The organism is Paenibacillus montanisoli (assembly GCF_003268025.1).
In the GTDB taxonomy this organism is placed as follows: Bacteria; Bacillota; Bacilli; order Paenibacillales; family Paenibacillaceae; genus Paenibacillus_Z; species Paenibacillus_Z montanisoli.
In genome coordinates, this window is sequence record NZ_QLUW01000003.1 from 274880 (window position 1) to 293376 (window position 18497).

The 18497-nt window shown below is 54.6% G+C and carries 16 protein-coding genes; 12 read left to right on the forward strand and 4 right to left on the reverse strand.

All coding sequences use genetic code 11. From position 1 onward, the window contains the following. Positions 1 to 5 precede the first annotated feature (5 nt). Positions 6 to 1385, forward strand: a complete 1380-nt coding sequence (locus tag DL346_RS17230) for a sugar phosphate nucleotidyltransferase (protein ID WP_165822548.1) — start codon at positions 6 to 8, stop codon at positions 1383 to 1385. Positions 1386 to 1582: 197 nt separating this feature from the next. On the opposite strand, the gene DL346_RS17235 is transcribed toward DL346_RS17230, so the two are convergent. The 3 genes from DL346_RS17235 to DL346_RS17245 form a co-directional block, all read right to left on the reverse strand. Further along, positions 1583 to 2071, reverse strand: coding sequence for a hypothetical protein (locus DL346_RS17235; RefSeq protein ID WP_133257539.1), 489 nt, complete (start codon positions 2069 to 2071; stop codon positions 1583 to 1585). Positions 2072 to 2116: 45 nt separating this feature from the next. After that, on the reverse strand, positions 2117 to 2470 hold the full coding sequence (locus tag DL346_RS17240) for a membrane lipoprotein lipid attachment site-containing protein (protein WP_165822549.1): 354 nt from the start codon (positions 2468 to 2470) through the stop codon (positions 2117 to 2119). 76 nt (positions 2471 to 2546) lie between these two features. Continuing rightward, on the reverse strand, positions 2547 to 3428 hold the full coding sequence (locus DL346_RS17245; RefSeq protein WP_112883393.1) for an AraC family transcriptional regulator: 882 nt from the start codon (positions 3426 to 3428) through the stop codon (positions 2547 to 2549). Between the two features lie 141 nt (positions 3429 to 3569). On the opposite strand from DL346_RS17245, the gene DL346_RS17250 reads away from it, so the two are divergent. The 6 genes from DL346_RS17250 (at position 3570) to lacZ (ending at position 11829) form a co-directional block, all read left to right on the forward strand. Then, on the forward strand, positions 3570 to 4343 hold the full coding sequence (locus DL346_RS17250; protein ID WP_112883394.1) for a phytanoyl-CoA dioxygenase family protein: 774 nt from the start codon (positions 3570 to 3572) through the stop codon (positions 4341 to 4343). 171 nt (positions 4344 to 4514) lie between these two features. Next, the gene (locus tag DL346_RS17255; RefSeq protein WP_112883395.1) at positions 4515 to 5240 is read left to right on the forward strand and encodes a hypothetical protein; all 726 of its coding nucleotides are present in this window, start codon (positions 4515 to 4517) and stop codon (positions 5238 to 5240) included. After that, positions 5237 to 6673, forward strand: a complete 1437-nt coding sequence (locus tag DL346_RS29770) for an efflux RND transporter periplasmic adaptor subunit (protein WP_112883396.1) — start codon at positions 5237 to 5239, stop codon at positions 6671 to 6673. The genes DL346_RS17255 and DL346_RS29770 overlap by 4 nt, the downstream gene beginning before the upstream one ends. Next, the gene (locus DL346_RS17265) at positions 6673 to 7404 is read left to right on the forward strand and encodes an ABC transporter ATP-binding protein (RefSeq protein ID WP_112883397.1); all 732 of its coding nucleotides are present in this window, start codon (positions 6673 to 6675) and stop codon (positions 7402 to 7404) included. The genes DL346_RS29770 and DL346_RS17265 overlap by 1 nt, the downstream gene beginning before the upstream one ends. Beyond that, a complete protein-coding gene (locus DL346_RS17270; RefSeq protein WP_112883398.1) occupies positions 7370 to 8542 on the forward strand; it encodes an ABC transporter permease in 1173 nt (390 codons plus the stop codon). The genes DL346_RS17265 and DL346_RS17270 overlap by 35 nt, the downstream gene beginning before the upstream one ends. Positions 8543 to 8712: 170 nt before the next feature. Continuing rightward, the gene (gene lacZ, locus DL346_RS17275) at positions 8713 to 11829 is read left to right on the forward strand and encodes a beta-galactosidase, LacZ type (RefSeq protein ID WP_112883399.1); all 3117 of its coding nucleotides are present in this window, start codon (positions 8713 to 8715) and stop codon (positions 11827 to 11829) included. Between the two features lie 81 nt (positions 11830 to 11910). On the opposite strand, the gene DL346_RS17280 is transcribed toward lacZ, so the two are convergent. Further along, positions 11911 to 12951: an efflux RND transporter periplasmic adaptor subunit gene (locus tag DL346_RS17280; RefSeq protein ID WP_112883400.1), complete on the reverse strand. Its 1041-nt coding sequence runs from the start codon at positions 12949 to 12951 to the stop codon at positions 11911 to 11913. Between the two features lie 201 nt (positions 12952 to 13152). Here DL346_RS17280 and DL346_RS17285 point away from each other — a divergent pair, with 201 nt between their 5' ends. The 5 genes from DL346_RS17285 to DL346_RS17305 all read left to right on the forward strand — a co-directional run bounded on the left by DL346_RS17285 (position 13153) and on the right by DL346_RS17305 (position 18496). Next, positions 13153 to 14379: an MFS transporter gene (locus tag DL346_RS17285; protein ID WP_112883401.1), complete on the forward strand. Its 1227-nt coding sequence runs from the start codon at positions 13153 to 13155 to the stop codon at positions 14377 to 14379. 437 nt (positions 14380 to 14816) lie between these two features. After that, positions 14817 to 15581, forward strand: coding sequence for a DUF2087 domain-containing protein (locus DL346_RS17290; RefSeq protein WP_112883402.1), 765 nt, complete (start codon positions 14817 to 14819; stop codon positions 15579 to 15581). Between the two features lie 47 nt (positions 15582 to 15628). Further along, on the forward strand, positions 15629 to 16042 hold the full coding sequence (locus DL346_RS17295; protein ID WP_112883403.1) for a GIY-YIG nuclease family protein: 414 nt from the start codon (positions 15629 to 15631) through the stop codon (positions 16040 to 16042). 27 nt (positions 16043 to 16069) lie between these two features. After that, positions 16070 to 17335 (forward strand): MFS transporter, encoded by a 1266-nt coding sequence (locus tag DL346_RS17300; protein ID WP_112883404.1) that lies wholly within the window; start codon positions 16070 to 16072, stop codon positions 17333 to 17335. 225 nt (positions 17336 to 17560) lie between these two features. Next, positions 17561 to 18496, forward strand: coding sequence for a TauD/TfdA dioxygenase family protein (locus tag DL346_RS17305; RefSeq protein WP_112883405.1), 936 nt, complete (start codon positions 17561 to 17563; stop codon positions 18494 to 18496). Position 18497: the final 1 nt, after the last annotated feature.

Genomic DNA, 18497 nt, shown 5'->3' on the forward strand with positions numbered 1-18497 from the left:
TGGCATTGCGAATTGTACTACTGAGCGGCGGTTCGGGGAAGCGGCTGTGGCCATTGTCGAACGAAGTCCGTTCGAAATTATTTTTGAAGCTCCTCCCTTCGGAGAGCGGCGGCAATCAATCGATGATTCAGCGGGTGTGCGGCCAATTGGAGGAAGCGGGGCTCCTTCCGGAAACGACGATCGTCGCGCAAGCAAGCCAAGCGGAAATGTTCCAAAGCCAGGTCGGCGACAAGCTCTGCATGGTTGCCGAGCCTTGCCGGAGAGGAACCTTTACGGCGGTTGCCCTCGCTGCCGCCTATTTGCACGATAAGCTGGGGGTTGCGCCCGAGGAAACGGTATGCGTCATGCCGGCCGATCTTTATGTGGAGGCGGCGTTTTTTACGGTGCTCAAGCGGTTTCCGGACTACTTGTCCCAATCCGGCACCGAGCTGGCTTTGCTTGGCACGCTTCCCGATCATCCTTCTAGCCAATTTGGCTATATCGTTCCGGAGAAAAGCGACGAAGCGGCCGCAGCGAAGGGGTATCTGCCCATCGTCCAGTTCGTGGAAAAACCGGATGAAGCGCATGCCGCCCGCCTGATTGCCAGCCATGCGATGTGGAATTGCGGCGTGTTCGCGTTTCCGTTATCCTTCATGCTCTCGATCCTAGGGAGCAGAGGGCTGCCTGCCGGCTACGATGATTTGCTGGGCCGGTATACGCAGCTTCCGGATGCGAGCTTCGATGTCGAAGTGGCGGAGAAGACGGCGCATTCGGTGGTCATTCCTTATGAAAAAGGCTGGTCCGACTTAGGGGACTGGAGAGTGTTCACGGAGTATTTAGGCAGCAGCGTGATCGGGCTTGGCGAAATCTCGGGCGGCTCCGTGCAATCGCATGTGGTCAATGAGCTGGCGTGCCCGATTCGCTTGATCGGCGTTTCGAATGTGATCGTTGCCGCAAGCGCCGAAGGGATTCTGGTAGCCGACAAGGGCAAGGCCAATCAAATCAAGCAGCTGCTGGGCGGCTCGCCCGAGCACCCTATGTCCGGAGAGAAGCGATGGGGCACCTACCGCATCCTGGACTATTCCAAGACGGATGCCGCTGCCGAATCGCTGACGAAAAAAATCGACCTGCTGCCCGGGAAACATACAAGCTATCACCTGCACGCGCATAGGAAGGAAACGTTGGTGATTCTCTCCGGAACCGGCACCTTTGTCTACGAAGATAAGCTGGCTTCGATCAGCGCCGGGGACGTGCTGCACATTCCCGCGGGCGCGAAGCATGCCGTTCAAGCGGCGTCGCTGCTAGCCTATTTGGCGATCCAGATCGGTGCCGACCTGACCCGGGAAGATGTTCAGCGAATCGCCGTGACCTGGACGGATATTGTAAGCAGATGCGCGAATCCATGATCGGCCCGGCAGGCGGGTTGCGCCTTCCGGGTATTTTTGTGTGAACTTGGATAGATGAAGCGCTGACGGTTCAAGAAGCAGTAGTAGAGTAGTGGGGAAGTGGGCTTGCGAGAACTTTGCTAGAGAAGCGGTCAGGATCGCGTAATGCGGCAAAAAGAGGTTTCCGCCTTGCCTATTTAAAAAGCAAACCCTCAGCCCTATATGATCTGTGTTAATTCGGCCTTTAGTTCATTTGTTAGTTCAAATTCTTTATCAATATCTATATGTCCTAATTTCCTATTACTTGTTTCTAAACTAATTAATTTGAGATAGCTAAAATTCGGATCGACTACTATATTGATATCAAATGTCTGTAATGTTTGGGTTTCTTGAGCCTTTATTGAAAGGTAATAAAAGTATTCAGGAATTAAAGGCTTGTCTTGAATCACCTTTAAGGAATCTAATTGAGAAATTAATTTATAGATACTAGGCCGCCTATGATCAGGATTTCTTAAAGAGGATAGAGTCACTCCATTTTGAAGTCCTTGATCAACTTTTGTAATAATTGTATCTATAATTGAGTTGTCTGCATTCAAAGCTGTAATCTGTTCCATTAGCTTTTCTTCTTTTGATTTAGAACAACTTGTTAATATAAGTAAAGCACAAAGAACCACAAAGATCGTTATTCGATTTTTGGCTGTCATCATTGATCCTCCTAACACTAAAGCTCTTAGGCAGTTTCATATATCCGTTTAACTTTTCAAATAAAAGGTTTCTTCTTTGTCATCCCAGTTCATTTTCACTTTGATTGGCAAAGTATCGTCAGTTACTGCACAGCCTGCGCAACCAGTCGAAATTTCAATTATTTTACCTTTGTAGTCGCTCTCTTTACGCACCAGTTTTTCATTAATCGTTATTTCAATGTTTTTAAGCTCTTCGTCTGTTTCATTTTTATAACTAAAAACGTACTTTCCATCTTCCCTATGCGCACTGATGTTTGCAGTGTATTCACCGCTCCAACTATCACTCTCTCCAATAAGCGAAATTGATTTATCGCAACCGGCCAGCACTAAAACCATGAATATTGCAATAAAAATTTTTTTCATTACGTCCTCCTGGAAGGTATTTCATTTCATAAAACTATACTCCGAATGGATAAAAATAGTTTCACAATCCTGCCGGCTAGTCGTGCGCGCGCGAATTGTCGCGGAACCGAGCGGGCGTAGTGTGCATAAGCGCCCGAAACGTGCGGGCGAAATAATGGACGGAGCCGAAGCCGGTCCGCTCCGCGATTTCCTTGATCGACAGCTCCGAGTACCGGAGCAGCTCGGCGGCTTGGCGGACGCGCTGCTTGCGCACGTAGTCCGTATATGATTCATAAACGCCGGAGGAAAACAAGCGCGAGAGATGGCGCGGCGACAGATTGATCTGGGCTGCGACCTTGTCCAGCGAAAGATCGTCATCGCTCAAGTTGTCGGTGATGAACAGCTTCGCTTGCTTGAGCAGTGCCGATGAGCTGCGACGGGGCGCCTTCCAGTCGGCTTGCTGGAGCGGCTTGCAGAATACGCCGGGCAGCGAGAGCAGCAGCATCGCGGCAAGCTGCGGCAGCACGGACTCCGGCAAGGAAGGCGAGTCCCCGGACCTTCGGAGCATCGACCGCCACAGCTCGGCGGCGGCGAGGTGATCCGCGTTTTGAATGACGCAAGTCTTGGTTTCCGCCAACGCCTGAAAGGAGGCGCGGACCTGCTCCGCGCTGCCGTTCTCGTCAAGCTCGAAAGCTACGTACACGATTGCGATTTCCGGATCGCACTGGATGTAATGGGTGATGCCTGGGCGGGAACAGAACATCGTCCCTTTTTGTATCGGATAGGTCTTGCCGTCGTCCAGATACGTGCCCTTCCCGTCGATGACGTAGCAGATTTCGAAGAAGGAGTGTTTATGCAGAAAATTTGAGGTAAGGTGCCCATTCACCCCCCAATAATGAACGGTAAAAACCGCATCGGCTGTCTTGAGCCGAAGGGCGTACTGATTCAGCCACGTGCCGCTCTCTTCCCAAAGAAACATGAGATACAATCCCTTCTAACCGAATTAAGTTAATGGCGTGAAAAGACAAAAAGGTGGCTTCTCTGGCTAAAGACCGAAACACCTTGATTCCTCTACAATAAAGCCATAGGAAGCACATTGAACTCTTAGGAGGATTGTATCATGATTACAGCTCAGGATGTGGAATTTTACAAAGAGAATGGTTATTTGTTAGTCAAGGGCGTGTTCAATAAAGCAGAGATTCTCGAGATGCGCAAAGCGGTTGACGGCATTATCGACCGTGCCGCTAAAGCGAAAATGGATCACAATGCGCAGTGGCAGGGGGACTTCCTTCCGCCGGAAGAGCTGAAGAAGCTCGTGCTGAAAGGCTTCCATGACGTGCACTACCACGATGCGTCCTTTCTGCGTGCATTAACGCATCCGAATATGGCGGCCGTACTGTCGCAAATTATCGGGCCGAACGTCCAGCTGCACCATTCCAAAATGCTGGTGAAGCCGCCTGAGAACGGCGCGGCCTTCCCGATGCATCAAGACTATCCGTACTTCCCGCATGAGCAGCATACCATGCTTGCGGCCAGCGTTCATCTGGACGATGCCGATCTGGAGAACGGATGCCTTCACGTCATCCCGGGCTCGCATAAGGAAGGTGCGCTGCAGCACGTAGGCAGACACTATCTGAACGCGAAGGAATATCCGGTATCCGACGGCGTGCCGTGCATTGCGGAAGCGGGCGACGTGCTGTTCTTCAACTACCTTACGATTCACGGCTCGCCTGCGAACCGCAGCGAGCGGACACGTCGCAACGTGCTGTTCCAATACCGCAGCGCGTCGGACTTCCCGACAAACAAAGAGCACTTCGACTGGGGCATGGGCCTCATGGTGTGCGGCGAGAATCCGCACTTCAATAAAGTTAAGCCGGAGTACGCTATTCTATAAGCATCGGCAACGGCATAAGCAGCCGGGCAGGAGAAATCCTGTCCGGTTTTTTTGTGCTTTCAACTCTGAAATGTTGTCTGTCATGCGAGATTGGTTCTCTTCACATGGACTTCATTTAAGCGTGCTAATGTGAAATTCGGATAACGCGCAGAGAGGTGGAATTTTAACCATATGGATCGCAACAGTTTGAAATTAATGGCAGCGGCGATGCTGCTGGCGGCGATGCTGACGGGATGCGGATCGCAAAATGGGGATCAACAGGCAGCGAATAACGGACAAGCTGCGGCGTCGGCCGGCTTTAATGCCGGCGGCTCCAATCAGCCGGATCGGACGGCGGATTTCTTCGCCAAGGTCGTGAAGGCGGACGGAGACAGCATCACCGTTCAAAAGTCGACGATGTCTCCGGCGGATATGCCGCAAGGCGGGTTTGGCGGCCGAGGCGGCCAGCGCCCGAACAGGGATGCGGGAGCCGGCGGCAATAACGCAGCTCCGCCGGAGGGCGAGCTGCCGCCGATGCCGGACGACGGCGGCGAACTGCCGCCTCCCCCGGATGACGCCGGTGAAATGCCAGCTCCTCCAGATGACGCCGGCGCTAGCGGTAACGCGGGCGGCGCTCCGAATGGCGACCGTCAAGGCGGCGGCCGTTTTGGCGGCGGGGGCTTCATGAATCAGATGAAGTTCGAGGATGCGCAGTCGACGATCGGCGTGGATGCCGAAACGGAGATCGTCTCGATGGGACGCGGCCAGGACGGCATGACCGAGAACACGCTGAAAGCGTCGGATTTGAAGGAAGGCGACATCGTAACCGTATGGCTATCCTCGGACAACAAGACGGCACAATACATCTCGCTACGGTTCATGCCGGGCATGCCGGGAAAGGAAGGTAACGGGCAATGAAAAAATGGTGGCTGCTCGGAATCGGCGCGCTGCTAGTCGCGGCTGCCGTAGTCGTTTATATGAAGATGGGCAAGAAGGAGGAACTGCCGGAGGTGGTGCAAGCGACGACCCAAGTCGTGAAAGGGACGATCGAGGTGCATGTCAGCGGCACCGGCAGCCTCGCTCCGCTAGACCGGCAGACGGTCAAAGCGTCAGAGCAGGGCACTGTTGATAAGGTGAACGTGAAGGAGGGAGGGATCGTCAAGAAAGGCGACGTGCTCCTCACGGTTGAAGGCGAGGATAATTCCGACAAAATCAAATCGGAGCAGCTCAATCTCGAGAGCAAGCAGCTTGATCTGGAAGATACGCAAGATAAGCTGAAGCAGGCAACGGAAGATGGCGAAATCGCGAATCTGAAGCTGAGCCTCAAGAAACAGCAGCTTGCTATCGAGCAATCGCAGGCGACGATCGCCGATCTGCAGGAAAGCCAGGGAGGCGGCACGATTACGGCGCCGATTGACGGTACCGTTACGACACTGAACGTAGCGGAAGGCGATTCCTTGAATCCATCGGCGGATCTAATGGAAATCGCGAACTATGCCAGCCTGCAGATGGTCGTGGGCATCGATGAGCTTGATATTTCCAAGGTCAAAATCGGACAAAGCGCAACGGTCTCCGTAGAAGCGCTGGCGGACCAGTCGTTCAAGGGCAAGGTTGTCAAAATCGCCGACGAAGGCACGGCAAGCAACGGCGTAGCCTCCTTCGACGTTACCATCGGGCTCGATAAAGCCGCAAATTTGAAGAGCGGCATGTCTGCAGAAGCGAGCATCGAGATCGAAAAGAAGGCAAATACGCTGATGCTTCCGATCGATGCCGTGCAATCATTGGGCAACCGTTATATGGTTTTCCTGCCAAGCGGCACGCAGACGGCAGGCACCGGCGCACCCGGCGCTGGAGCTGGCGGCGGAGCAGGAGCTGGCGGCGGCACGCCAAACGGCGGCGAAGCACCGAATGGCGGCGAAGCACCGGACCGCGGCCAGGGCCAAACCCAAGGCCAAGAAGGTCAAGGCCGTTTCAGCGGTCAGCCTGGCGGCGGTGCCGGCGGCGGTGCGACCGGCAACCGTTCGGGAGCAAGAGGCGATTTCAGCAGCCGTTTCGGCGGCGGCGTTCCGCAGATGATCCAAGTCGGCATTCATAACGAGGACTATATCGAGATTTTATCCGGACTCAAGGAAGGCGAACGAGTCGTCGTGCCGACGGTTGTCGGAACTGCGAATTCGGCGCAAGCGCCAGCAGGCTTCGCACAGGGCGGCTTCGGTGGCTTGGGCGGAGGCGGATTTGGAGGCGGCGGCGGATTCCAACGTGCTGCCGGCGGCGGAGGCGGAGGCGGCTTCGGCGGCGGCGCGCCAGGTGGCGGTGGAGTAGGCGGAGCAGCTGGAGGAGGCGCACGGTAATGGAAGCAAAACGCGAAGCGCTCATTCAGATCGAAACGCTGTCCAAGCTGTACAAAATGGGCGGCGAAACCGTCCACGCGCTGAGCGACATTTCGCTGCGCATCGACCATGGCGATTTTGTCGCGATCATCGGCCCGTCCGGATCCGGCAAATCGACGCTCATGAACGTCATCGGCTGCCTGGATGCGCCGAGCTCCGGCAAGTATTGGCTGGACGGCGAAGAGGTTAGCCGGCTGCGGGAAAACCGGCTTGCGGAAATACGCAACCGGAAGATCGGGTTTATTTTTCAAGGCTTCAATTTGCTCAATAAGCTGTCGGCGCTCGAAAACGTGGAGCTGCCGCTCATTTACCGGGGCATCCCGGCCAAGCTTCGCAAAGAGCAGGCGATCGAGGCGCTGACGAAGGTCGGGCTCGGGGATCGGGTCAAGCATAAGCCGAGCGAGCTGTCGGGCGGTCAGCAACAGCGCGTTGCGATTGCGCGGGCGCTTGCCGGCAACCCGCCGATATTGCTCGCCGACGAGCCGACTGGAGCGCTCGATACGCGCACCGGCACCGAGGTAATGGGCTTAATGAAGGACTTGAACAAACAAGGCCATACGATCGTCCTCATTACGCACGATAACGAAATATCCAAGCAAGCGAGGCGGGTCGTCCGGATTCAGGACGGCCAAATCAGCGAAGAAGGCGGTGAGCGTCATGAACGTGGGTCAAGCGTTCAAAATGGCGGCTAAAAGCATTCTCGCCAACAAAATGCGTTCGCTGCTCACGATGCTCGGTATTATCATCGGGGTGGCGGCCGTCATCGCCCTGGTAGGCGTAGGGCAAGGGACGACGAAGCAGGTCACCGATCAGGTTCAAAGTCTCGGCACGAATTTGCTGACCGTCAACATTACGGGACGCGGCTCGCAGACGACGATCGATTATAAGGAAGCGGAAGAAATCACGGATAAGGAAGATATCGAATTTGCCGCTCCGATCAACCAGTCGAATGCGACCGTGAAGAACGGCAGCGAAAGCACGTCCGTCAGCGTCGTCGGCACGACGGAAGACTATTTGGACGTGAAGGAGTATGACGTAGCGGCAGGCCGTTTCGTCGCGCAGATCGATCTGGATTACTATCAAAAGATTGCGGTGCTCGGTTCAACGACGGCGACGGACCTGTTCGGCACGACGAATGCGGTCGGCCAAACGTTTCTGATCAACGGCGTCCGCTACAAGGTTGTCGGGGTGCTGGCTTCCAAGGGCAGCTCGCTGCAAGGCTCAAACGACGAAGTGGTCGTCATTCCGATTACGACGGCGGAGCGGCTGTTCAAGTCCAAGGGCGTCCGTACGATCAACGTCCAAGTAGCGGAAGCGGATAAAATGGACGCGGTCGTCGCGGAGCTCGAGACGGCGCTCACGAAAAAATTCCGCGGCGATACGGACAGCTTCCGCGTCTTCAACCAGCAGGATCTGCTCGATTCCTTCAGCAGCATCTCGGATACGCTGTCGCTCGCGCTCGGAGGCGTGGCGGCGATCTCGCTGCTCGTCGGCGGCATCGGCATCATGAATATCATGCTCGTATCCGTTACGGAGCGGACGCGGGAGATCGGCATCCGCAAAGCGATCGGCGCGAAGAAACGGGATATTTTGACCCAGTTCCTGATCGAAGCGATCGCCCTGAGCGGCCTTGGCGGCCTCTTGGGCATCGGCATCGGCGTCGGCGCGTCCCAGGTACTGTCCAACGCGATGAGCATTACGGTCGTGCTATCGCTGCCGATCATCGGCTTGGCCTTCGGCTTCTCGGTGTTCATCGGCGTCTTGTTCGGCCTGTTCCCGGCGAATAAGGCGTCCAATCTCAGACCGATCGAGGCGCTGCGATTCGAATAGCTTATTTTGGGCAAGTGTAGAGAGGAATGGCAATCGAAAGGGGAGGTCCCTTCTGGCTGCCGTTCCTCTTTTTTATATGCGGGCCTGTAATTTTTATATTTACGCTTGGATTCGCGTCCTTTAAAGTAACTTTATAACGTGTCATAGACCCATGAAAGAGGTGCTCTTGGTTGAAACGTAAATGGACTTACACGCCGCCTGCAAACGGCTATCCGGAATGGAACAACAACCCTGAACTATTCGAGCTGAACCGCATGAAGGCGCACGCGACGCTGATGCCCTTCGCATCTGTCGAGGAGGCGCTCGTTAACGACCGCAGCGCGTCCCGCAGCCAGCTGTCGCTGAACGGCAAATGGCAATTCGCATTCGCCGAAACGCCGTCGAAGCGAATCGCCAATTTCTATGAAGAGAGCTTCGACCACAGCGGCTGGGACGAGATCAACGTGCCCGGACACTGGCAGCTGCAGGGGTACGACTATCCGCAATATACGAACATCCGCTACCCGTGGGAGGAATCGGAGCCTGAGCTGATCCAGCCATTCGCGCCGACGAAATATAATCCGGTCGGTTCGTATGTGCGTACATTTACGATTCCCGGCGATTGGGAGGGACAGCCGGTATTTATCAGCTTCCAGGGCGTAGAATCGGCTTTCTATGTCTGGGTAAACGGCGAGCTTGTCGGCTACAGCGAGGATACGTTTACGCCGGCTGAGTTCGATCTAACGCCGTATTTGCGCGCAGGCGAGAACAAGCTTGCGGTTGAAGTCTACCGCTGGTGCGATGCCAGCTGGCTGGAGGATCAGGATTTCTGGCGGATGAGCGGCATTTTCCGGGAGGTGTACTTGTACACGGTACCGAAGGCGCATATCTACGATTTCTTCGTTACGACCGAGCTTGATGAGGAGTACCGCGATGCGGAGCTGAAACTGAAAGCGAATATTATGAACTATTGGGAAGCGGATCTGGGCACGGTTACGATCGAGGCGCAGCTGTATGACAGCAAGCGGCAGCCGGTGCTGAAGCAGCCGCTCGTCGTTACGACCACGTTGGACAGCCGCGAGGCGGAGGTGGACGTCGAAGCTTCCGTGCTCGTGGAAAATCCGCTCAAGTGGAGCGCCGAGCAGCCGAACTTATACACGCTCGTCTTGTGCTTGAAAGATGCCGAGCAGCACCAGCTCGAGGTCATTAGCACGCAGACGGGCTTCCGCAAGTTCGAAATCAAAGACGGGCTCATGCTCATTAACGGGCAGCGCATCGTCTTCAAAGGGACGAACCGCCACGAGTTCTCTTGCCATACCGGCCGCGCACTGGGACTGGAGGATATGATCACGGACGTGAAGCTGATGAAGGCGCATAATATCAATGCCGTCCGTACATCGCATTATCCGAACCATCCGCTCTGGTATGAGCTGTGCAACCAATACGGTTTGTATGTGATCGATGAGACAAACCTGGAGACGCACGGCAGCTGGGCGTACGATCAGCAGGAGCTGATGCCGCGCAACGTACCGGCAAGCGATCCGGCTTGGACGGCGAATGTGCTCGACCGCGCGAACTCCATGATGCAGCGGGATAAGAACCATCCATCGATCGTGATGTGGTCGCTCGGCAACGAATCGTTCGGCGGCGATAATTTCGTGAAGATGCATGATTTCCTCAGCGAAGCGGACCCTACGCGTATCGTACACTACGAGGGCGTTACGATGTGGAAGGAATCGGCTGCGGCGACGGACGTAGAAAGCTACATGTACGCTAAGCCGCATAAACTGGTCGAATATGCGCATGATTTCCGTCCGAAGAAGCCTTACATTCTGTGCGAATACAGCCATGCCATGGGCAACAGCTGCGGAGGGCTGCATATTTACACGGAGCTGTTCGACAAGTATCCGGTGCTCCAGGGCGGCTTTATTTGGGACTGGGTGGATCAAGCGATCTGGACGACCGGAGAAGACGGCGTTTCCTATTTGGCTTATGGCGGCGATTTCGGCGAAACGCCGCATGACGGCAATTTCTGCGGCAACGGCTTGATCCTGGCTGACCGCTCGATTACGCCGAAACTGATTGAAGTGAAGAAATGCTATGAGAACGTTCAGATTACGGAGGTTGAAGGCAAGCAAGGCCTGTACCGGATTCGGAACAAAAACTTGTTCACGAATCTCGATGCCTATAAATTGCAGTGGACGGTTGCGCTGGACGGCGTCGTATCTTCCGAGGGCAGCTTGACGGTTTCGATCGCGCCGGGCGTGAGCCAAGAGGTGGCGCTGCCATTGCCGGACCGTGAAGGGCAAGCGGGAGAAGCGGTGCTGACGATCAGCTTCGTGACAACGGAGGATTCGGATTGGGCGGCCGCCGGTCATGAAGTCGCGTTCGGGCAATTCGTGCTTCCGGCGGAGAAGAAGACTGCAATCGCAGCGCGGGTGAAGAGCTACGGCGCGGTTGAAGCCTTCGAACTGGCCGATGCGCTCAAGGTGTGCGGCGAAGGCTTCGAGGCCGTCTTCAGCAAAATAAACGGCAGCCTAGTTTCCTATCAAGCAGGCGGCAACGAACTGCTGAAGAGCGCGGTCGCGCCTAACTTCTGGCGTGCGTATACCGATAACGACCGCGGCAACAAGCACCATGAACGCTGCGCGACCTGGCGCGGCGCAGGCGAGGAGCGGGTGCTGCTCGAGCTTAGCTTCGACGTGCTGGCAGACCGGGTAATCGTACATGCGGCGTATTTGCTGCCGACAACGGCGGAATCGGCATGCTCCGTCACGTACACGGTTCTCGGCAGCGGAGCGATTCAAGTGCTACAGCAGCTGGCGCCGGGCGAAGGGCTGCCGGAAATTCCGGAGATCGGCATGATGTTTGTGATGGACGGATCGTTCGACGAGCTGGAATGGTACGGCAAAGGGCCGCATGAGTCGTACTGGGACCGCCAGGAGAGCGCAAGACTCGGCTTGTTCCAAAGCAAGCCGGCGGACCAATTTGTCCCTTATCTCCGTCCGCAGGAGTGCGGCAATAAGATGGCTGTCCGCCGCGCGGCGATCGGCAATGGCGCAGGCAGCGTTCTGCATATTACGGGCGAGCCTACGTTTGAGCTGAATGTGCTGCCATACTCGCCGTTTGAGCTGGAAGCGCATGATCACGTCCATAAGCTGCCTGTCAGCGATAAGACGGTCGTGCGGATCAACTATAAGCAGATGGGTGTCGGAGGGGACGACAGCTGGGGCGCGCTGCCGCATCCGCAATATTTGCTGCATGCGAACAGGACCTACTCGTTTGCGTTCACGCTGCAGGGGAAATAGAGCGAATAACTAAAAAAGCGTCCCGGGGCAAGGGGTATGATTGAAGCTCATACACGCCTGCTCGGGACGCTTGTTTTCATTTTAACTATCGAGGATGACCTTCTGACCCTCGGCTACGCCGTTCTTCACTTCGACCTCGTTGCTGGTCTTGAGTCCGATCTCGATGTCTACTTCTTTGACGCGGTCGTTCTCGATGATCTTCACGTAGTTACGGCCGAACATGCTGTAAAGTCCGCTGCGCGGAATGATCAGCACATCGCTTCGTTTCTCGATAAACAGCTTGATGTCCGCCAGCTTACCGATTTCAAGGGCCGGTTTCGGCTCGTTAAGCGCGATGATCAGCGATCTGGCGTTACGTCTCTTGATCGTTTCGTCTTCGCTCTTAGGGGCGGTTGAAGGCGTTTGAACGACCGTTCCTTTGTACGTTTTCTTTTTGATCGTGACGTCTACCTCGGTGCCTTTCTGAACGGCGGAAATCTTCGTGACGTCCGTCGCTTCGTAGACGAGGTTGACCTTGTCCGGGTTCGAGATGATCGCCATCGTCTGATTGGCTTCCACAGCTTCGCCCGGCTTCAGTTCGTTCAGGTACGTAATGACGCCGTCGGAAGGCGAGACTAGCAGCGACTTCTGATATTGCTTGCGCAGGGCATCGAGCTGAAGCTGCTCGCGCTCGAGATCAATGTCGGCAAGCTTCGCTTCATTCTTATCGCCGCTCTTCACGGCATCGGAATGGCGAAGCGAGCGCTGCTCGACCGTCAGCTCCTGCAGTTTGATCCGCAGCGGCAAATCGCCGGTATCAAGCTCCGCGATCGGCTGGCCTGCTTTCACGGTGTCGCCTTGTTGAACGTGCAGCTTCTTCAATATCGCACCGGATTCCGGAAAAGCAACGGATTTATTCGTTTCCGAGGAGGCGGTTGCGGTGGAGGATAAGTATAATTCCATATTGCCGCGCTTGACGGCTTCCAGTTCATGGATTTCTTCTTTCTTGGCAAGGACGGGCGGCTGCAGCGGTTCTTCTTCGGCGGGCAGCAAGGAGCAGCTGCTAAGCATCAAAGCGGCGATCGAACTTACTAGCGATACGCGCAGCAATGAGATGCGGGATTGGTTACGAAACTTAGGCACGACATATCTCCCCTCACATATGCGAAACTACTATAAAAAGAATAACGGGCTAGTATGATGATGTCAACGGTTTCATTTCCAAATATTAGTTGGGAATTTTACTTAAGATTGGATAATTGTCACCCAGCGCCGTTTATGCTATGGTTGCTGGTAGATTTTGATTTTGAACGGCTTTATGGTAGAGAAAGGTGGTTGGCCGCTATGGCAACGGCTTCGACGCGCGCGACTGTCCTGCAGACCGGCACGCTTTATGTCATTCTGTTCGCAATCAGCGCTGTACATTTGCTGAATGATACGATGCAGGCCGTCGTATCCGCACTATTTCCCGTATTCGAAAAATCGCTGAATCTAAGCTATGGTCAAATGGGCTGGATCGCCTTTACGCTCAATATGACCTCCTCCGTTATGCAGCCTGTCGTCGGCTATTTCTCCGACAAACGGCCGATGCCGTGGATGCTGCCCGTCGGGATGGGCCTTAGCCTGCTGGGGATGGCAGGCCTTGCTTATGCGCCGAATTTCTTGTCCGTCATCCTGGCGGTTATCTTTATCGGCCTTGGCTCCGCGATCTTCCATCCGGAGGGCTCTCGGGTCGTGTACTTCGCGGCAGGCGGCCGTCGCGGCTTGGCTCAGTCGATTTATCAAGTTGGCGGGAACGCCGGCAGCTCGCTGGCACCGCTTATGACGATCTTTATCTTCCTGCCGCTTGGCCAGCCCGGTGCGATCTGGGGCACGCTGCTGGCTGCTGCGGCAATCGCCATTTTGCTCCGCGTCGTACCGTGGTACAAAGGGCAGCTGGAGCTGTATGGCAAGCCGGCGAAGAAGTCTGCTGCCAAAGCAGGCACGGTTAACGGCGCCGCAGGCCAAAGCCGGAGCATCATCGTTTTGGCGATGACGATTCTGATTCTGCTCGTGTTCTCGAGGTCGTGGTATTTCAGCGGCATTTCGAACTTCTACAACTTTTTCGCCGAGCAGAAATACGGGCTGTCCGTGAAAGCCGCCCAAGTGCCGATCTTCATTTTCATGGCTGCCGGCGTGCTCGGTACGTTCTTCGGCGGCGTGCTTGCGGACAAATTCGGGCGTAAACGGATGATTCTGTTCTCGATCGGCGGCGCTTCGCCGTTTGCGGTGCTGCTGCCGCATTTACCGCTCGGCTGGATTTACCCGGTAAGCTTTGTGCTCGGTTTCATCCTATTGTCCGGTTTCTCGGTCAGCGTCGTGTACGCGCAGGAGCTCATCCCGAACAATGTCGGCATGGCATCGGGGCTCATTACGGGTCTGGCCTTCGGCATGGGAGCGCTCGGCGCCATTATACTGGGGCATGCCGCAGAAGCATGGGGCCTGCAGAAGATGATGACGTATTCCAGCGTGCTGCCGCTTATCGGCCTTCTAGCCTTTCTGCTGCCGCCGGATCGGCGCGAAGCTTATTAGATGTAAAGAGGGAGCGGATGTTGAGCCGTTCCCTCTTTATTTGTTCGTTTATCCCTTGAATCTCAGCCTTCTTATCGCGTAAACTAATGAAGGCGGGAAACCGCTGCAAAACCGAATAAGGAGCGTGCATGAAGCATGGCGAAGAGCATGGCACGAAAGCAGCTCGAGAAGAAGCTGCGGCAAGGCGGGATCGATCCTAGGCTGCATAGAGGCAGCTGGAACGGCGTAAAGCCTGTCACGAAGATTAAACCGGATAAACGAAAATACGCGTACCCAAAGAATGACGATGATCGAGGCTTTAAGCAGCTGGACGGAAGCGGCTTAAAGATTGGATCATCGTCATTCTTTTTTTATCCAGTACGAAAGTTATTGAATAAAACCAAACAAAATGATAAATTATCTATGTATTCATCAAACGGTAGACGGAGTTGTTTGAAATGGACATTTCGGAATCCTTCTTTACCGCTTCATTGCCGGAACTGAAGCAGGGCTATGTATATCATGGCGAAACCGACAGCTATTACTGCCTAATTTGCGGCGAACAGTTTGAAGAGGGAGTCATTTATCCAGTCAAGGAAAAGCTCATGGAGGCCCATAAAGCCGTTGCCCACCATATCGGGAATGCGCACGGTTCCATGCTTCACTATCTTTTGGAGCTAGACAAGAAGGCGACAGGTCTAACGGATCTGCAGAAGCAGCTGATCAGCGCATTCGCTTCCGGCATGTCGGATGCGGACACCGTGAAGCTGACGGGCGGAGGAAGCGCCTCTACGATCCGCAATCACCGCTTTGCGCTGAAGGAAAAGGCAAAGCAGGCGAAGCTGTTTCTGGCCATTATGGAGCTTATGGACGGCGGTCTCGCGCAAGGGGCCAAATTCGTGCCCGTTCATCGCACCGCGCCGATCGTCGATGAACGCTACGCGCTTACGCAGGATGAATACACGGCGCTGCTGAACAAGTTTTTGCCGCATGGCCTGTCCGGTCCGTTAACCGGGCTGCCCCGGAAGGAGAAACGCAAAGCCGCGCTGCTTCGCCACATTGCCGGCAGCTTTAAGAAAGGCCGCAAGTACAAGGAACCGGAAGTCAACGACGTTTTGAAACGTTTTATGGCCGATGAGTATGTGACCTTAAGACGGTACTTGGTCGATTACGGCTTCCTTAGCCGCGAAAGCGATGGCAGCTCATACTGGCTGAGCGTTTAACCGGTCGGCCGCATGAGGCGTGAATTTTATTAGGAGGTGCATCAGCCATGAACAGGCGTAAGGAATTGCAGAATGAATACGGCATGAAGCAGCGCGCGATGGGCGTATTTCAAATCGTCAATGACCGCAACGGGAAGCGGTATATCGCTGCCTCCCCAACGCTGGATTCGGCCTGGCAGAGGGAGAAGTTCATGCTCGATATGGGCAGCCATATCAATTCGGCCTTGCAGAAGGAGTATAAGGAGCAGGCAAGCGCCGATTTTCGCTATGAAGAATTGGAGAGATTGAAGCTCGGCGATGAAGTACGCAACGATTATAAGGATTCAATGATTCCGGGGACGTCCGTACTTAACCGAAGCGTCGTCCAGTCCTACCGGGACTCGCTCAAGAAGCTTGAGCAGAAATGGCTGAATGAGCTTCAGCCCTATGAGCCGAACGGGTATAACCGTCCGCCCAAATAGAACAAGATAATAAAGGAGTATGTATTAATGACCAGTAACCAAGCGGCAGTACCGGGCAATAAGCCGGGTTCGCTGCTTCGCAACCGTTTTTTCCAAACCATTGTCATGTCGAATATTTTTCTGCAAATCGGAATTTGGGTGCGCAATTTCGCCATCCTGCTCTATGTCACGGAACAAACGAACAACGATCCGATTGCCGTATCGTTGATTTCCGTCGCTGAGTTTTCGCCGATTTTCCTCTTTGCCTTTATCGGAGGAACATTTGCAGACCGCTGGAAGCCGAAACGGACGATGATCTGGTGCGACCTGCTGTCCGCAGCTTCCGTTGCCGTAGTACTCGCGGCGCTCGTATATGAATCTTGGGCTGCCGTTTATTTTGCCACATTTATTTCAGCTATCTTATCTCAGTTTTCTGCCCCTTCATCGATGAAGCTGTTTAAACAGCATGTGCCTCAGGAGCAGCTGCAAGGCGCAATGGGGATTTTCCAAACGCTGATGGCGCTTTTCATGGTAGCCGGGCCATCGCTCGGAACGATTGTCTATCAGAACTTCGGCATTCATGTTTCGATCGCCATTATGGGCGTTGCAAGCTTATTATCGGCTCTTATCCTGTTTCGGATTCCTCAGGACGAAGAAGCTGCAAGTCCAGATGAGACGAAACAGACAACCGTCATGACGGAAATGGTCGAAGGCTTGCGTTATGTATGGCGCAGCCGCGTGCTTCGGACGATGTGCATAACATTCGCGCTGGCCGGACTTTCCGGCGGGATCGCGCATGTAATGGGGCTGTTCGTTGTCACGGAACGGCTCGGGAAGCCAAAGGAATTTTTGCAATTCATGCTTATGATGAGCGGTTTCGGCATGCTGGTCGGCGGCGCCGCTGTCGCCGTGATCGCCAAGAAGATGGCTCCGGTCAAAATGCTGGCGCTCGCGCTGGCCGTTTGCGCCGTAGGCACGTTAGGCGTCGGCTATTCGACGAATGTACCGTTTACGCTCGCCTTGCAATTTATGATGGGCATGATTTTCCCGATGATTCATATTTCGATCAATACGATTATGTTGAAATGGTCGGATGCCGCATTTATCGGGCGTGTCAGCGGTACGCTGGGTCCGATGTACATGGGGGCGATGGTCGTGATGATGGCTATTACCGGCCCGCTCAAAACCGTCCTGCCTCTGACGGTCATCTATACGATCTCCGCTATATTGATGGTTGCCGGAACGCTGTCGCTCGTTCCGCTGTTCAAGCAGCAAGCGCCTGAGAAAGCGGAGCCTGCCGGCTTGTCCGCCTAAATTATTATTTGAATACCTGTTGACATGGAAATGATCAACAGGTATTATCATGATTAAATCATAGTAAGTCGATAGGTAAATAATACTTTGAATCCACCGGATCACCGGAGAGGAACCGTTCATCGGAAGATGAATGCGTTCCTTTTTTTATCGCTTTTTTCTGTGATTCCCGCGAGCATCGATGATTTGCGCAAATAAAATAACTTATGCCAAGGAGGAAGTAACATGAGCAAAGTGAATCAGAATGAAAAGATCGAGCAAACGATCGAGGTACGTCCCGTAGCAGGAAGAATAGGTGCGGAGATTAGAGGCGTAACGCTCTCGTCGGGATTAAACGAGGAGACGCTGGGCTTTATCAAGCAGGCGCTGCTTAAACATAAAGTCATCTTCTTCCGCGGGCAGTCGCAGCTGGATGATGCGGGCCAAGAAGCATTCGCTAAGCTGCTGGGGAGTCCGGTGGCCCATCCGAACGTGCCGACCAAGCAAGGTACCGAATATTTGTTGGAGCTGAATTCTACGCATGGCGGACGCGCGGACTCCTGGCATACGGACGTGACGTTCGTGGACGCATATCCGAAAGCCTCCATTTTGCGGGCGGTCGTCGTGCCGGAAGCCGGCGGAGATACGGTATGGGCTAATACAGCAGCAGCGTACGACAATCTGCCGGAGCATTTGCAGAAGCTTGTTGACGGACTCTGGGCAATTCATACGAACGAATACGACTATGCCGCTTATCACAATAAGCCTGATGCCGCTGCGCTTTCCCGCCATCGCGAAATTTTCGTATCTACTAAATACGAAACGGAGCATCCGCTCGTTCGCGTACATCCGGAAACCGGGGAGCGGACGCTAGTGCTCGGCCATTTCTTGAAACGGATTATCGGCTTGTCGTCGGTCGATTCGGCGCAGTTGTTCACGCTGCTGCAAAATCATGTGACGCGGCTTGAAAATACGGTCCGCTGGCGCTGGGAAGCGGGCGACGTCGTGATATGGGATAACCGGGCGACGCAGCATTACGCGGTCAATGACTATGGCAACCAGCACCGTGTCGTACGCCGTGTGACGATTGATGGCGATGTGCCGGTAAGCATCGACGGGCGCAGAAGCGTGATCCGTACGAAAGTGCCGGCTTCCCCGCAAGCAGGCTCTGCAACGGCTTGAT

Excerpts from the sequence above, each read along its gene's own strand:
- DL346_RS17245 (WP_112883393.1), bottom strand. The coding sequence starts at position 3,428 with ATGTTTCTTTGGGAAGAGAGCGGCACGTGGCTGAATCAGTACGCCCTT.
- DL346_RS17305 (WP_112883405.1), top strand. The coding sequence starts at position 17,561 with ATGAGCAAAGTGAATCAGAATGAAAAGATCGAGCAAACGATCGAGGTA.
- DL346_RS29770 (WP_112883396.1), top strand. The coding sequence starts at position 5,237 with ATGAAAAAATGGTGGCTGCTCGGAATCGGCGCGCTGCTAGTCGCGGCT.
- DL346_RS17270 (WP_112883398.1), top strand. The coding sequence starts at position 7,370 with ATGAACGTGGGTCAAGCGTTCAAAATGGCGGCTAAAAGCATTCTCGCC.
- DL346_RS17255 (WP_112883395.1), top strand. The coding sequence starts at position 4,515 with ATGGATCGCAACAGTTTGAAATTAATGGCAGCGGCGATGCTGCTGGCG.
- DL346_RS17300 (WP_112883404.1), top strand. The coding sequence starts at position 16,070 with ATGACCAGTAACCAAGCGGCAGTACCGGGCAATAAGCCGGGTTCGCTG.
- DL346_RS17235 (WP_133257539.1), bottom strand. The coding sequence starts at position 2,071 with ATGATGACAGCCAAAAATCGAATAACGATCTTTGTGGTTCTTTGTGCT.
- DL346_RS17240 (WP_165822549.1), bottom strand. The coding sequence starts at position 2,470 with ATGAAAAAAATTTTTATTGCAATATTCATGGTTTTAGTGCTGGCCGGT.
- DL346_RS17265 (WP_112883397.1), top strand. The coding sequence starts at position 6,673 with ATGGAAGCAAAACGCGAAGCGCTCATTCAGATCGAAACGCTGTCCAAG.
- DL346_RS17295 (WP_112883403.1), top strand. The coding sequence starts at position 15,629 with ATGAACAGGCGTAAGGAATTGCAGAATGAATACGGCATGAAGCAGCGC.
- DL346_RS17290 (WP_112883402.1), top strand. The coding sequence starts at position 14,817 with ATGGACATTTCGGAATCCTTCTTTACCGCTTCATTGCCGGAACTGAAG.
- DL346_RS17250 (WP_112883394.1), top strand. The coding sequence starts at position 3,570 with ATGATTACAGCTCAGGATGTGGAATTTTACAAAGAGAATGGTTATTTG.
- DL346_RS17285 (WP_112883401.1), top strand. The coding sequence starts at position 13,153 with ATGGCAACGGCTTCGACGCGCGCGACTGTCCTGCAGACCGGCACGCTT.